The 13,823-nt window shown below is 41.2% G+C and carries 11 protein-coding genes, 2 rRNA genes and 1 riboswitch; of the genes, 12 read left to right on the top strand and 1 reads right to left on the bottom strand.

Annotated features, from left to right (window positions below; translation table 11 throughout):
• The first annotated feature begins 149 nt into the window (after positions 1-149).
• Positions 150-3,078, top strand: a 23S ribosomal RNA gene (locus tag ACQCPR_RS16240).
• 185 nt (positions 3,079-3,263) lie between these two features.
• Positions 3,264-3,379: ribosomal RNA gene (rrf, locus tag ACQCPR_RS16235) — 5S ribosomal RNA — on the top strand.
• A 492-nt stretch (positions 3,380-3,871) separates the two neighbouring features.
• Here rrf and ACQCPR_RS16230 read toward each other — a convergent pair.
• Positions 3,872-4,198 carry a transposase gene (locus ACQCPR_RS16230; protein WP_427137547.1) on the bottom strand — a complete coding sequence of 109 codons (327 nt, stop codon included), beginning with the start codon at positions 4,196-4,198 and terminating at the stop codon, positions 3,872-3,874.
• A gap of 285 nt (positions 4,199-4,483) precedes the next feature.
• Between ACQCPR_RS16230 and ACQCPR_RS16225 the strand changes: the two genes are divergently transcribed.
• The 10 genes from ACQCPR_RS16225 (at position 4,484) to purF (ending at position 13,819) form a co-directional block, all read left to right on the top strand.
• On the top strand, positions 4,484-5,005 hold the full coding sequence (locus tag ACQCPR_RS16225; protein ID WP_427138960.1) for a DUF2179 domain-containing protein: 522 nt from the start codon (positions 4,484-4,486) through the stop codon (positions 5,003-5,005).
• Positions 5,002-5,187: an NETI motif-containing protein gene (locus ACQCPR_RS16220; RefSeq protein ID WP_090567968.1), complete on the top strand. Its 186-nt coding sequence runs from the start codon at positions 5,002-5,004 to the stop codon at positions 5,185-5,187. Before ACQCPR_RS16225 ends, ACQCPR_RS16220 begins: the two co-directional genes overlap by 4 nt.
• Positions 5,188-5,288: 101 nt before the next feature.
• A riboswitch (purine riboswitch) is annotated at positions 5,289-5,388 on the top strand.
• 221 nt (positions 5,389-5,609) lie between these two features.
• Entirely contained in the window at positions 5,610-6,098 is a 489-nt protein-coding gene (gene purE / locus ACQCPR_RS16215) for a 5-(carboxyamino)imidazole ribonucleotide mutase (RefSeq protein WP_090567971.1), read from the top strand.
• Positions 6,095-7,216, top strand: a complete 1,122-nt coding sequence (gene purK / locus ACQCPR_RS16210) for a 5-(carboxyamino)imidazole ribonucleotide synthase (protein WP_090567974.1) — start codon at positions 6,095-6,097, stop codon at positions 7,214-7,216. The genes purE and purK overlap by 4 nt, the downstream gene beginning before the upstream one ends.
• A 16-nt stretch (positions 7,217-7,232) precedes the next feature.
• Positions 7,233-8,528 (top strand): adenylosuccinate lyase, encoded by a 1,296-nt coding sequence (gene purB, locus ACQCPR_RS16205; RefSeq protein WP_269922225.1) that lies wholly within the window; start codon positions 7,233-7,235, stop codon positions 8,526-8,528.
• Positions 8,529-8,556: 28 nt separating this feature from the next.
• Complete coding sequence (purC, locus tag ACQCPR_RS16200) at positions 8,557-9,273, top strand: phosphoribosylaminoimidazolesuccinocarboxamide synthase (protein WP_093495228.1); 717 nt, start codon at positions 8,557-8,559, stop codon at positions 9,271-9,273.
• Positions 9,270-9,524: a phosphoribosylformylglycinamidine synthase subunit PurS gene (gene purS, locus ACQCPR_RS16195; RefSeq protein ID WP_090567985.1), complete on the top strand. Its 255-nt coding sequence runs from the start codon at positions 9,270-9,272 to the stop codon at positions 9,522-9,524. The genes purC and purS overlap by 4 nt, the downstream gene beginning before the upstream one ends.
• Positions 9,521-10,207 (top strand): phosphoribosylformylglycinamidine synthase subunit PurQ, encoded by a 687-nt coding sequence (purQ, locus tag ACQCPR_RS16190; protein ID WP_090567988.1) that lies wholly within the window; start codon positions 9,521-9,523, stop codon positions 10,205-10,207. Before purS ends, purQ begins: the two co-directional genes overlap by 4 nt.
• Positions 10,191-12,422 (top strand): phosphoribosylformylglycinamidine synthase subunit PurL, encoded by a 2,232-nt coding sequence (gene purL, locus ACQCPR_RS16185; RefSeq protein ID WP_427137546.1) that lies wholly within the window; start codon positions 10,191-10,193, stop codon positions 12,420-12,422. The genes purQ and purL overlap by 17 nt, the downstream gene beginning before the upstream one ends.
• Positions 12,398-13,819, top strand: coding sequence for an amidophosphoribosyltransferase (gene purF / locus ACQCPR_RS16180; protein ID WP_427137545.1), 1,422 nt, complete (start codon positions 12,398-12,400; stop codon positions 13,817-13,819). Before purL ends, purF begins: the two co-directional genes overlap by 25 nt.
• The last annotated feature ends 4 nt before the right edge of the window (positions 13,820-13,823 follow it).

The following is a 13,823-nucleotide window of genomic DNA, read 5'->3' as shown; positions in this document are numbered from 1 at the left end:
TGCAGTTCAGTTTTGAATGTTCATTTTTATATGAAGATTCGATACTTGTTCTTTGAAAACTGGATAAAACGACATTGAAACAATAAACAACAAGAAATTCTGTTGTGATTATTTACGTAATCACAACGTGTAAGACTTTTTAACTTTTAGGTTAAGTTAATAAGGGCGCACGGTGAATGCCTTGGCACTAGGAGTCGACGAAGGACGGCACTAACACCGATATGCTTCGGGGAGCTGTAAGTGAGCTTTGATCCGGAGATTTCCGAATGGGGAAACCCACTGTTCGTAATGGAGCAGTACATTTGCGTGAATACATAGCGCATCTGAGACACACCCAGGGAACTGAAACATCTAAGTACCTGGAGGAAGAGAAAGAAAAATCGATTCCCTGAGTAGCGGCGAGCGAAACGGGAATAGCCCAAACCAAGAGGCTTGCCTCTTGGGGTTGTAGGACGCTCTATATAGAGTTACAAAGGAATGAGTTAGACGAAGCGATCTGGAAAGGTCCGCAGGATAGGGTAAAAGCCCCGTAGTCCAAAATTCATTCTCTCTTGAGTGTATCCTGAGTACGGCGGAACACGTGAAATTCCGTCGGAATCCGGGAGGACCATCTCCCAAGGCTAAATACTACCTAGTGACCGATAGTGAACCAGTACCGTGAGGGAAAGGTGAAAAGCACCCCGGAAGGGGAGTGAAATAGATCCTGAAACCGTGTGCCTACAAGTAGTTAGAGCCCGTTAATGGGTGATAGCGTGCCTTTTGTAGAATGAACCGGCGAGTTACGATTACATGCAAGGTTAAGTTGAGAAGACGGAGCCGCAGCGAAAGCGAGTCTGAATAGGGCGAATGAGTATGTGGTCGTAGACCCGAAACCAGGTGATCTACCCATGTCCAGGATGAAGGTAAGGTAACACTTACTGGAGGTCCGAACCCACGCACGTTGAAAAGTGCGGGGATGAGGTGTGGGTAGCGGAGAAATTCCAATCGAACCTGGAGATAGCTGGTTCTCTCCGAAATAGCTTTAGGGCTAGCCTCAAATGTTAGAATCTTGGAGGTAGAGCACTGTTTGGACTAGGGGCCCATCCCGGGTTACCGAATTCAGACAAACTCCGAATGCCAATGATTTATGTTTGGGAGTCAGACTGCGAGTGATAAGATCCGTAGTCAAGAGGGAAACAGCCCAGACCACCAGCTAAGGTCCCAAAGTATTTGTTAAGTGGAAAAGGATGTGGCGTTGCTTAGACAACCAGGATGTTGGCTTAGAAGCAGCCATCATTTAAAGAGTGCGTAATAGCTCACTGGTCGAGTGACGCTGCGCCGAAAATGTATCGGGGCTAAACAAATCACCGAAGCTGTGGATTGATACCTTTGGTATCAGTGGTAGGAGAGCGTTCTAAGGGCGTTGAAGTCAGACCGGAAGGACTGGTGGAGCGCTTAGAAGTGAGAATGCCGGTATGAGTAGCGAAAGACGGGTGAGAATCCCGTCCACCGTATGACTAAGGTTTCCTGAGGAAGGCTCGTCCGCTCAGGGTTAGTCGGGACCTAAGCCGAGGCCGATAGGCGTAGGCGATGGATAACAGGTTGATATTCCTGTACCACCAAACCACCGTTTGAGTAATGGGGGGACGCAGAAGGATAGGGTAAGCATGCTGTTGGTTATGCATGTCCAAGCAGTAAGGTGTGAATGTAGGCAAATCCGCATTCTATAACATTGAGCTGTGATGGCGAGGACGTATGTCCGGAGTTCCTGATTTCACACTGCCAAGAAAAGCCTCTAGCGAGGTGATAGGTGCCCGTACCGCAAACCGACACAGGTAGTCGAGGAGAGAATCCTAAGGTGAGCGAGAGAACTCTCGTTAAGGAACTCGGCAAAATGACCCCGTAACTTCGGGAGAAGGGGTGCTCTTTTGGGTGCATAGCCTAGAAGAGCCGCAGTGAATAGGCCCAGGCGACTGTTTAGCAAAAACACAGGTCTCTGCAAAACCGTAAGGTGAAGTATAGGGGCTGACGCCTGCCCGGTGCTGGAAGGTTAAGAGGAGTGCTTAGCGCAAGCGAAGGTGCGAATTGAAGCCCCAGTAAACGGCGGCCGTAACTATAACGGTCCTAAGGTAGCGAAATTCCTTGTCGGGTAAGTTCCGACCCGCACGAAAGGCGTAACGATCTGGGCACTGTCTCAACGAGAGACTCGGTGAAATTATAGTACCTGTGAAGATGCAGGTTACCCGCGACAGGACGGAAAGACCCCGTGGAGCTTTACTATAGCTTGATATTGAATTTTGGTGCAACTTGTACAGGATAGGCAGGAGCCTTAGAGCCCGGAGCGCCAGCTTCGGAGGAGGCGTCGGTGGGATACTGCCCTGGTTGTATTGAAATTCTAACCCATACCCGTAACCCGGGTAGGAGACAGTGTCAGGCGGGTAGTTTGACTGGGGCGGTCGCCTCCTAAAGTGTAACGGAGGCGCCCAAAGGTTCCCTCAGAATGGTTGGAAATCATTCGAAGAGTGTAAAGGCAGAAGGGAGCTTGACTGCGAGACCTACAAGTCGAGCAGGGTCGAAAGACGGGCTTAGTGATCCGGTGGTTCCGCATGGAAGGGCCATCGCTCAACGGATAAAAGCTACCCCGGGGATAACAGGCTTATCTCCCCCAAGAGTCCACATCGACGGGGAGGTTTGGCACCTCGATGTCGGCTCATCGCATCCTGGGGCTGTAGTCGGTCCCAAGGGTTGGGCTGTTCGCCCATTAAAGCGGTACGCGAGCTGGGTTCAGAACGTCGTGAGACAGTTCGGTCCCTATCCGTCGTGGGCGTAGGAAATTTGAGAGGAGCTGTCCTTAGTACGAGAGGACCGGGATGGACACACCGCTGGTGTACCAGTTGTTCTGCCAAGAGCATCGCTGGGTAGCTATGTGTGGACGGGATAAGTGCTGAAAGCATCTAAGCACGAAGCCCCCCTCAAGATGAGATTTCCCATTACGCAAGTAAGTAAGATCCCTCAAAGACGATGAGGTAGATAGGTTCGGGGTGGAAGCGTGGCGACACGTGCAGCTGACGAATACTAATCGATCGAGGACTTAACCAAATTTGTTTAACGTAACAATGTCGTTTATCCAGTTTTGAGTGAACAAACACTCTATATATGAGGGTTTCAAGATACAAGTAGTGCTAGGAAACAAGTGAGAGAAGGAAGGAACGTACTAACGTACGTGACTGACAGATCGAATGAAGTTGACAACGCAATGCGCCGTATATTGAAAGCCGAATGAGTCTAGTGATGATGGCGAAGAGGTCACACCCGTTCCCATACCGAACACGGAAGTTAAGCTCTTCAGCGCCGATGGTAGTTGGGGGTCTCCCCCTGTGAGAGTAGGACGTCGCTGGGCACCAAGGAAAAGTCGTTATCGAATTATCGGTAGCGGCTTTTTTGTATAATAAATAAGCCGTAGGCAGTCTATATCTATAAGAGAGTATGCGAGGAAGTAGAGGGGCAAAGAGTTCGAGGAAGCAAGCAAGAGAGACTCGGAGCGTATAACATACGCGAGAATTGAAAGAGTGCGGCTGACGAAGAAATCTGCCGACCATCTGCTTTCGCAGCCCCGGAGACGGAAGTTAAGCTCTTGCGCCGATGGTAGTTGGGGGTCTCCCCCTATGAGAAGTAAGAGCCGCTGGCATCAAAGAAAAAGTAGGTACCGAGTTATCAGTACCTACTTTTTTGTAAGTTGATATAAGAGAGTAAAAATTTCCGAGCTTAATTTCATTCTAGAGCACTATAGTCACTTTTAAAGAAAGAGTTTCTTCCATATGTTACTTGCTCACTCCATTCAGAATAGCAAAAGGTTTTTATATAGTAGTTGCTAAGAATAAGAAAATATCTTTCAAAGCTTCTTTACCATTTTAGGATATGGAAGATTTTTCAAGTGTATATAAATGGGAAGCTTTTTAAGCAACTCCAGTGCCTTCTGTTCATTGTATTTTTTTTCTATCTCTTTAAGTCGCATTATTTCTTCTTGTGAGTAGGAGGAGAAACCATTCTCTCCAGCTTCTTTAAATTTTCTTATCCATGTAGTGATTGAATTGACGCTTACATTCAATTCTAATGCTAGCTCTTTACGCCCTCGTCCATTTTTTAGAACTTCTAGTACTGCATACATCTTTTGTTCCTGCGTTGTTTGTGTATATCTTTTCCTAAATTGTCCATGCATTGTCTGATCCCCCTATTTAGAAATTGGTGACACTTTTACTAATCTTCATGAAATAAGAGTACAACTATTCTTCATTTTAACACTTCACTCAATTAGTGTATTGTACTACCTATTATATAATTTGTCATCAGAATATTTAAAATTTATCCGAAGTATAGTCATAATTACTGTTTAAAACACTAGTTATAGCTTGAATTCCTTGAAATTGTGACTCTATATGCGATAATGAAGAACAATATAAAACAAATAGTAGGAGTTGGTTGGGTGGATTCATCAGCAATTTTGATGGTAGTAATAATTTTTGTTATCAATATTGTCTACGTTACATTCTTTACTTTGCGAATGATCCTTACACTGAAGGGTTACCGCTATATTGCTGCTTTAATAAGTATGGTAGAAGTGGTTATATATATAGTAGGGCTGGGTTTAGTTTTAGATAATTTAAATGAAGTTCAAAACCTGATTGCTTATGCGGTAGGATATGGAACAGGAGTTATCATTGGTACTAAAATTGAAGAGAAAATGGCACTTGGTTATATTATGGTTAATGCGATCTCCACAGAAATGGAATTAAAATTACCAGAAATTTTAAGAGCAGAAGGCTATGGTGTGACAGATTGGCAAGCAAATGGGCGTGAAGGGAATAGACAAGCTCTTCAAATTTTAACTCCTCGTAAATACGAGTTAAAGCTATATATGCGACTGAAAGAAATTGATCCGAAAATATTTATCATCGCATATGAAGCTAAAACGATTCACGGTGGATTTTGGGTAAAATCAGTGAAGAAAGGAAAATTATTTAAATGAAGAAAGAGACAAAATGGTTTGAAGTGGAAGAGAATGAAAGCATTACTGAGTGTATAGAAAGAATGACAACAGATGGTTTCCAGATCGCTGGACGGAGAGAGGAACCGCTTTTTGCAGAGGTTGATGGTCAACCTATTCCGGTAAGACAATTAATAATGTTAAAAGGAATTAAAGAAATATAATAGCGATAATTAGACCTAAAACCGAACATTAAAGTTATCTGAAAATTAATCGTTCGTATTTAAGCGTTGACGTCTTCCATTTAACTTGTTAAAATATGAATAGAAATAGACGATTATATCCCCATATATGCTAAAGGATTGGCTTTAGCGTCTCTACCAAGTCACCGTAATGACTGGACTATGAGGGAAAGCGACTTATGGATACTGCAAAAGGATGTGTTTGTTTATGTTTTTTCCGACACAAACTGGGCATTTATGTTCCCTAAGTAAACTGCTTTTCTTTCATAGAGAGAAAGTAGTTTATTTGGGGAATTTTTTATGCTTACAACATTTATGCCTTAGGTTAATCCATTAAGCTCGATGTAATCGCCTGAGTTTTAGTTTCGATGCCGAGGTGAATTTGACAGAAGGGACGATAAATTTTGAATACAAAAATTGGTGTGATAATGGGTAGTTCTAGTGACTGGGAGACAATGAAATATAGCTGCGAGATTCTTGAAGAGCTTCATATACCTTATGAAAAACGAGTAGTATCTGCACATCGAACACCAGATTTAATGTTTGAATATGCAGAGGAAGCAAGATCACGCGGAATACAGGTCATTATTGCAGGAGCTGGAGGCGCAGCGCATTTACCAGGTATGGTTGCGGCTAAGACAACACTTCCGGTTATCGGGGTGCCAGTTCAATCTAAAGCACTAAACGGATTAGATTCATTATTATCGATTGTTCAAATGCCAGGTGGAGTACCGGTGGCAACCGTTGCAATCGGAAAGGCTGGGGCTACAAATGCAGGATTACTTGCCGCTCAAATCCTTTCTATCCTAGATCATGAGTTAGCAGAACGTCTGGAAAAGCGAAGAGAAGATACGAAAAACAAAGTATTTGAAAGCAATGGTGAGCTTCAATGACAAAAGTTATTTATCCGGGACAGACGATAGGAATAATTGGTGGAGGGCAGCTTGGTAGAATGATGGCATTAGCTGCAAAGGAAGCTGGATTTAAGGTAGCAGTTTTAGATCCTATGATAGATTCACCTTGCGGACAGGTTTCCGATATACAGATTGTTGCGTCATACAATGACGAGGCTGCGTTAGAGGAGTTAGCAGAGGTAAGTGATGTCATAACTTATGAGTTTGAGAATATAGATTATGCTGGATTAAAAAGACTATCAGAGATTGCTTATGTTCCTCAAGGAGCGGAATTAGTGAGAATTACACAAGATCGTATTCTTGAAAAAACAGAAATTCAGGCAGCTGGCGTGCCAGTTGCGAAATTTGTCGAAGCTAATACGTATGAAGAGCTAGAACAAAGAATCGATAAAGTCAGCTTTCCATGCGTAGTCAAAACCTCTCGTGGAGGATATGACGGCAAAGGGCAGCAAACAATTCAATCAAAAGAACAACTAACCTTAGCTAAAAATTTGTTTGCTCATTCTGCATGTATCGCAGAGGCATTTGTACCATTTACAAAAGAAATTTCGGTCATTGTACAGCGCAATGGAAATGGTGAAACATACTGCTTACCAATTGGTGAAAATATTCATGTAAATCATATTTTGCACGAAACGATTGTTCCAGCGCGTATTGATGAATCACTTGCTTCAATGGCAATAGAGGCTGCTGAAAAAATTGCTAACCATCTAAATTTAATAGGCACACTTGCGGTTGAAATGTTCGTTTTAGAGAATAATGAATTATTAATAAACGAATTGGCACCAAGACCACATAACTCTGGTCATTACTCGATTGAAACATGCAATATTTCTCAATTCCATCAGCATGTAAGAGCAATCTGCGGATGGCCACTTAGAGAACCAAAACTTTGGACAGGAACAGTTATGGTGAACATATTAGGACAGCATGTAATTCCTGTGACGAATAGTCTTTCCAAATACCCCAACTGGTCAATTCATTTATATGGCAAAAACGAAGCGAAAGAGAATAGAAAGATGGGACATGTCACCATCCTATCATCAGATATCGAACAGACATTAATGGAGATAGAACAATCTAAAATTTGGTTATAGCCTAGGAGGAAGTTAAATGATAGAACGTTATACACGCCCGGAAATGGGAGCAATTTGGACAGAACAAAATAAATACAATGCGTGGTTAGAAGTAGAAATCCTTGCCTGTGAAGCTTGGGCTGAAATTGGAGATATTCCTAAAGAAGACACAGTGCTTCTTCGTAAAAATGCTTCCTTCGATGTAGACCGTATTTTAGAAATTGAAAAAGAAACTAGGCATGACGTAGTAGCGTTCACTCGTGCCGTATCAGAAACTTTAGGAGAAGAGCGCAAGTGGGTACATTACGGTCTGACTTCTACTGACGTAGTAGATACAGCTCTTTCTTATATTATTAAACAAGCAAATGTTGTTTTACGTAAAGATATTGAAAACTTTATCGAAATCTTAGAAAACAAAGCAAAAGAGCATAAATACACAGTAATGATGGGGCGTACGCATGGAGTTCATGCAGAGCCAACTACTTTCGGTCTAAAGCTAGCTCTATGGACAGAGGAAATGAAACGTAACCTAGAACGATTTGAAGCTGCTGCAAAAGTAATTGAAACAGGTAAAATGTCCGGTGCTGTTGGAACATATGCAAATATTGATCCGTTTGTAGAGCAATATGTATGTGAAAAATTAGGTTTAGCCGCATCACCAATTTCTACGCAAACATTACAACGTGATCGTCATGCACAATACTTAAGTGTTATCGCATTAGTTGCTACATCAATCGAGAAATTTGCTACAGAAATTCGTGGTCTTCAAAAATCAGAAACACGTGAAGTAGAGGAATTCTTCTCAAAAGGTCAAAAAGGTTCTTCTGCAATGCCACATAAGCGCAATCCTATTGGGTCTGAAAACATGGTTGGGCTATCAAGACTTATCCGTGGTTACATGATGACGGCATATGAAAATGTTGCTTTATGGCATGAAAGAGATATTTCTCATTCGTCTGCAGAACGAGTAATCTTACCTGATGCAACAATTGCACTTAACTATATGTTAAACCGCTTTGGTAATATCGTGAAAAACTTAACTGTGTTCCCAGAAAACATGAAACGCAATATGGATTCAACTTTAGGTCTAATATACTCTCAACGAGTTTTGTTAGCATTAATTGATAAAGGGCTAGCTCGTGAAACGGCATATGATACTGTACAACCACTTGCGATGCAAGCGTGGGAGTCTCAAACTGCTTTCCGTACTTTTGTAGATGCGAATGAGCAAGTTACTTCATTGTTATCAAAAGAAGAGCTAGATGACTGCTTTGACTATAACTATCACATTCAACATGTAGATATGATTTTTGAACGTTTAGGACTTAACTAAGCTTTAAATTGATTAGGGGGAATTGAAAGTGGAAAAAGGTCGCCTATTATACGAAGGTAAAGCAAAACAATTATTCGAAACAGAGGATGAAAATATCCTCTTTGTATCATATAAGGACAGTGCTACAGCATTTAACGGTGAGAAAAAGGAAAACATCGATGGAAAAGGTATTTTAAACAATAAAATCACTACTATCCTTTTTGAGCAGTTAAAAAGTCAAGGAATTGAATCCCACTTTGTAGAACAAATCTCAGATAATGAGCAACTTGTTCGCAAAGTGGATATCATTCCACTTGAAGTAGTAGTCCGTAATATTGCAGCTGGTAGTCTATCAAAGAGATTAGGAATTAAAGAGGGAACACCTTTAAAGCACACTATCGTAGAATTTTATTACAAGGATGATGAACTCGGAGATCCTTTATTAACAAATGCTCATCTAGAATTACTAGCACTTGCTACACCAGAGGAAATAGATACCCTTCAATCAAAAGCATTAGAAATCAATCAAGTGCTTATGCCCATTTTCAAGGAAATAGGAGTTACCCTAATCGATTTTAAACTAGAGTTTGGAAAAACAGCAAACGGAGAAATCCTACTTGCGGATGAAATTTCTCCCGACACTTGTAGATTGTGGGACGACAAAACAAATAACAAACTAGACAAAGATGTGTTTAGACGTAATTTAGGAAGCTTAACAGAAGTTTATGAAATAATACTTTCCCGCCTAGGAGGATTATCAAAATGAAAAAAGTTAAAGTATATGTGACATTACGTGAAAGTGTTTTAGATCCACAAGGTTCTGCAGTTATGGGAGCTCTTCACTCGATGGACTATAAAGAAGTGAAGGACGTTCGTATAGGGAAATTTTTAGAGCTTCAAATTGAAGAGGGAACACGTGACATAGATTCAGTAATAAAGGAAATGTGTGAAAAGCTTTTAGCTAATACAGTAATCGAAGACTATCGTTATGAAGTTGAGGAGGCTGTAAGCAAATGAAGTTTGCGGTAATCGTATTTCCTGGATCGAACTGTGATTTAGATATGTATCACGCGATCAAAGACGAGCTTGGGGAAGAAGTAGAATATGTTTGGCATGATGCAAAAGATTTAAGCAGTTTTGATGGTATTTTATTGCCAGGCGGATTCTCATACGGCGATTATTTACGCTGTGGAGCTATGGCTAACCAATCAAATGTTATGTCTGAAGTCGTTAAAGCAGCTGAGGCTGGTAAACCTGTTCTAGGTATTTGTAATGGATTCCAAGTGCTAACAGAAGCTGGATTACTACCTGGAGCCCTTCTACGCAATAAAAACCTAAAATTCATGTGTCGTACAGTTGACTTAAAAGTGGTGAACAATGAAACTCAGTTTACAACTGTATATGAAAAAGACGAAATAATTCAAATTCCAATTGCACATGGTGAAGGAAACTATTATTGCGACGAAGAAACACTTGCTAGATTAAAAGCTAACAATCAGATTGTTTTTAAATACGCATCAGAGGGTCCTAATGGAAGCATCGAAGATATCGCAGGTATTGTCAATGAAAAGGGAAATGTCCTTGGTATGATGCCACATCCAGAACGTGCTGTAAATGAACTAATAGGTGGATCAGATGGGCTAGCGTTATTCAAATCAATAGTGAAACAGTGGAGGGAAACTCATGTCAGTCATGCTTGAACCAAATCCAACGCAAATTAAAGAACAAAAAATATATGCTCAAATGGGTATGTCAGATTCAGAATTTGAAATGGTTGAGAAAATTCTAGGTCGTCTACCGAACTATACTGAAACTGGCTTATTTTCAGTTATGTGGTCGGAACATTGTTCGTATAAAAACTCTAAACCTGTTTTAAGTAAGTTCCCTACAAAAGGGGAACATGTTTTACAAGGACCGGGTGAAGGTGCTGGAATCGTTGATATTGGCGATGGTCAAGCAGTCGTATTCAAAATGGAGTCTCATAATCATCCATCTGCGATTGAACCTTATCAAGGTGCCGCAACAGGCGTAGGCGGTATTATCCGTGATGTTTTTTCGATGGGAGCACGTCCAATTGCAATGCTGAATTCACTTCGTTTTGGAGAACTCAAGACTCCACGTGTGAAATACTTATTTGAAGAGGTAGTAGCTGGTATCGCTGGTTATGGTAACTGCATAGGAATTCCAACAGTAGGCGGAGAAATTCAATTTGACGATTGTTACGAAGGAAATCCACTTGTTAATGCAATGTGTGTTGGACTGATCAATCATGAGGATATTCAAAAAGGGATAGCAGCTGGTGAAGGTAACACAGTAATGTATGCTGGAGCAAAAACTGGACGTGACGGTATTCATGGTGCAACATTCGCATCGGAAGAGTTAACTGAAGCTTCTGAAGAAAAACGTCCAGCCGTTCAAGTAGGAGATCCTTTCATGGAGAAACTTCTATTAGAGGCTTGTTTAGAAGTGATTAAGTCGGATGCATTAATTGGTATTCAAGATATGGGAGCAGCTGGATTAACTTCCTCGTCTGCAGAAATGGCTTCTAAAGCTGGCTTCGGTGTAGAAATGAACTTAGATTTCGTACCACAACGTGAAACTGGGATGACAGCCTATGAAATGATGCTTTCTGAATCACAGGAACGTATGTTAATCGTTGTGAAAAAAGGTCGTGAAGATGAGATTGTTAAAATCTTTGAAAAATATGACTTAGATTGTGTAGCTGTTGGTAAAGTTACAAGTGATAAAATGCTTCGTTTAATTCATAACGGAGAAATAGTAGCAAATGTACCTGCAGATGCACTTGCAGAAGAAGCACCAGTTTACTATAAACCCTCATCAGTACCTGCTTACTATACAGAATTCCAAGCGTTGGAAAATGTAGAGCCAGCAGTGTCAGATTATAAAGAGACTTTACTAAATCTACTTCAACAACCTACAATTGCTTCTAAAGAATGGGTTTACGATCAATACGATTATCAAGTACGCACAAGTACAGTTGTAACACCTGGTTCAGATGCTGCGGTAGTTCGAGTTCGTGGGACTAATAAAGGACTAGCTATGACAACAGATTGTAATTCACGTTATATCTATTTAGACCCAGTTGTTGGCGGTAAGATTGCAGTAGCTGAAGCTGCTCGAAATGTTGTTTGTTCAGGTGCAAAACCGCTTGCTATTACGGACTGTTTAAACTTTGGTAACCCAGAGAATCCAGAAATCTTCTGGCAAATTGAGAAATCTGCAGACGGTATTTCTGAGGCATGTATCGCATTAGAATCACCAGTAATCGGTGGGAATGTATCTTTATATAACGAACGTAGTGGGACTGCAGTTTATCCAACACCAACAATTGGCATGGTTGGACTTGTAGAAGACCTTGCACATGTAACGACCCAATCGGTGAAACAAACTGGAGATATTGTATACGTAATTGGTGAAACAAAAACAGAATTTGGTGGATCAGAGCTTCAAAAATTAGTAGAAAAACGTATTTTTGGACAAGCACCATCAATCGATTTAGAAGTAGAAGTAGCACGTCAAAAAGCTCTTTTAAACGCAATCAAATCTGGGGTTGTACAGTCTGCACATGATATCTCGGAGGGGGGATTTGCAGTAGCTTTAGCTGAAAAAGCTTTCGGTGCTACTGGTCTTGGAGTAGAAGTAACTATTACTGGATCGGCTACAAGTGCGTTATTCAGTGAATCTCAATCACGCTTTATCGTAACGGTAAAACCCGAACATGCTAAGAAGTTTAAAGAAATCGTAGCAGATGCAGTACAAATTGGTACAGTAACTGATTCTAATAATATAGTAATCTCACATGAAGACGGAACTACTTGGATTAGCGGTTCTGTTGATGAATTCCGTTCCGCTTGGAAAGGAGCAATATCATGCTTGCTGAACTCAGAGGCTTAAACGAAGAATGTGGTGTATTCGGGATATGGGGACATCCAAATCCTGCAGCCATGTCTTATTACGGATTACACGCACTTCAACACAGGGGTCAAGAAGGTGCTGGAATTATCGTGACGGATGGCAAGTACCTACGTGCAGTAAAAGGGGAAGGTCTAGTAAACGATGTATTTAATAACGGCAAACTAGAGAAATTAGAGGGGCACGCTGCAATAGGCCATGTTCGCTATGCTACCTCTGGTGGCTCTGGCATTGAAAATGTTCAGCCTTTGTTATTTAATTCGACAACTGGAGGCCTTGCGATTGCACACAACGGGAATATCGTAAATGCAACACGTTTAAAACGTAACTTAGAGCAGCAGGGTAGTATTTTCCAAACTACATCTGATACAGAAGTTCTTGCGCATTTGTTGAAGAAGAGTAATCTTGCTTCATTTGAAGATCGTGCAAAACAAGCATTACGCTTATTAGATGGAGCTTTTGCTGTTATTATCATGACCGAGCATGCGATGTATGTGGCGCAGGATCCACAGGGCATGCGACCTCTTTCTTTAGGGATGTTAGACGGTGCATGGGTAGTTGCATCTGAAACAAGTGCATTCGATTTAATTGGTGCAGAGTTGGTCCGTTCGATTGACCCAGGTGAATTATTAGTAATAAATGAAGAAGGGTGTCGTTCAGAGCGTTATGTAGAAAAAAAAGACCGTGCTATTTGTACGATGGAGTATGTCTACTTTTCTCGTCCTGATTCAGATATTGATGGTATTAATATTCATATGGCTAGAAAACGTCTTGGTAAGCAGCTTGCAAAAGAATTATCTATTGATGCAGACGTTGTAACAGGTGTACCAGATTCAAGTATTTCTGCTGCCATTGGTTTTTCAGAGGCAACAGGTATTCCTTATGAGCTTGGTCTTATTAAAAACCGTTATGTTGGCAGAACATTTATTCAGCCATCACAAGATCTGCGTGAGCGTGGTGTCAAGATGAAGCTGTCACCAGTACGACAGGTTGTGAATGGCAAACGGGTAGTTATGGTAGATGATTCAATTGTTCGTGGAACTACTTCTCGTCGCATTGTGAAAATGTTGAAGGAAGCTGGAGCAACAGAAGTTCATGTTGTTATTAGCTCTCCTCCTTTGAAGAATCCTTGTTTTTATGGCATTGATATTAGTTCGGATTCTGAACTGATTGCTGCTAATAATACAATTGATGAGATGTGTGAATTGATCGGAGCGGATTCGTTAACATTCTTATCGGTTGAAGGAATGGTAGAGGCAATTGGTAGATCAGATGCTGAAAAAAACTGTGGGCAATGCTTAGCATGCTTCACTGGAGAATATCCGACAAGTATTTACGCGGATACGAAATTACCACATGAAAAAGAGCTTGTTCGATAGGAGG

Source organism: Psychrobacillus psychrodurans (genome assembly GCF_050209195.1).
Lineage (GTDB): Bacteria > Bacillota > Bacilli > Bacillales_A > Planococcaceae > Psychrobacillus > Psychrobacillus psychrodurans.
Note: the sequence above shows the minus strand (reverse complement) of the source record. Positions and strands in the feature narration are given on the sequence as shown.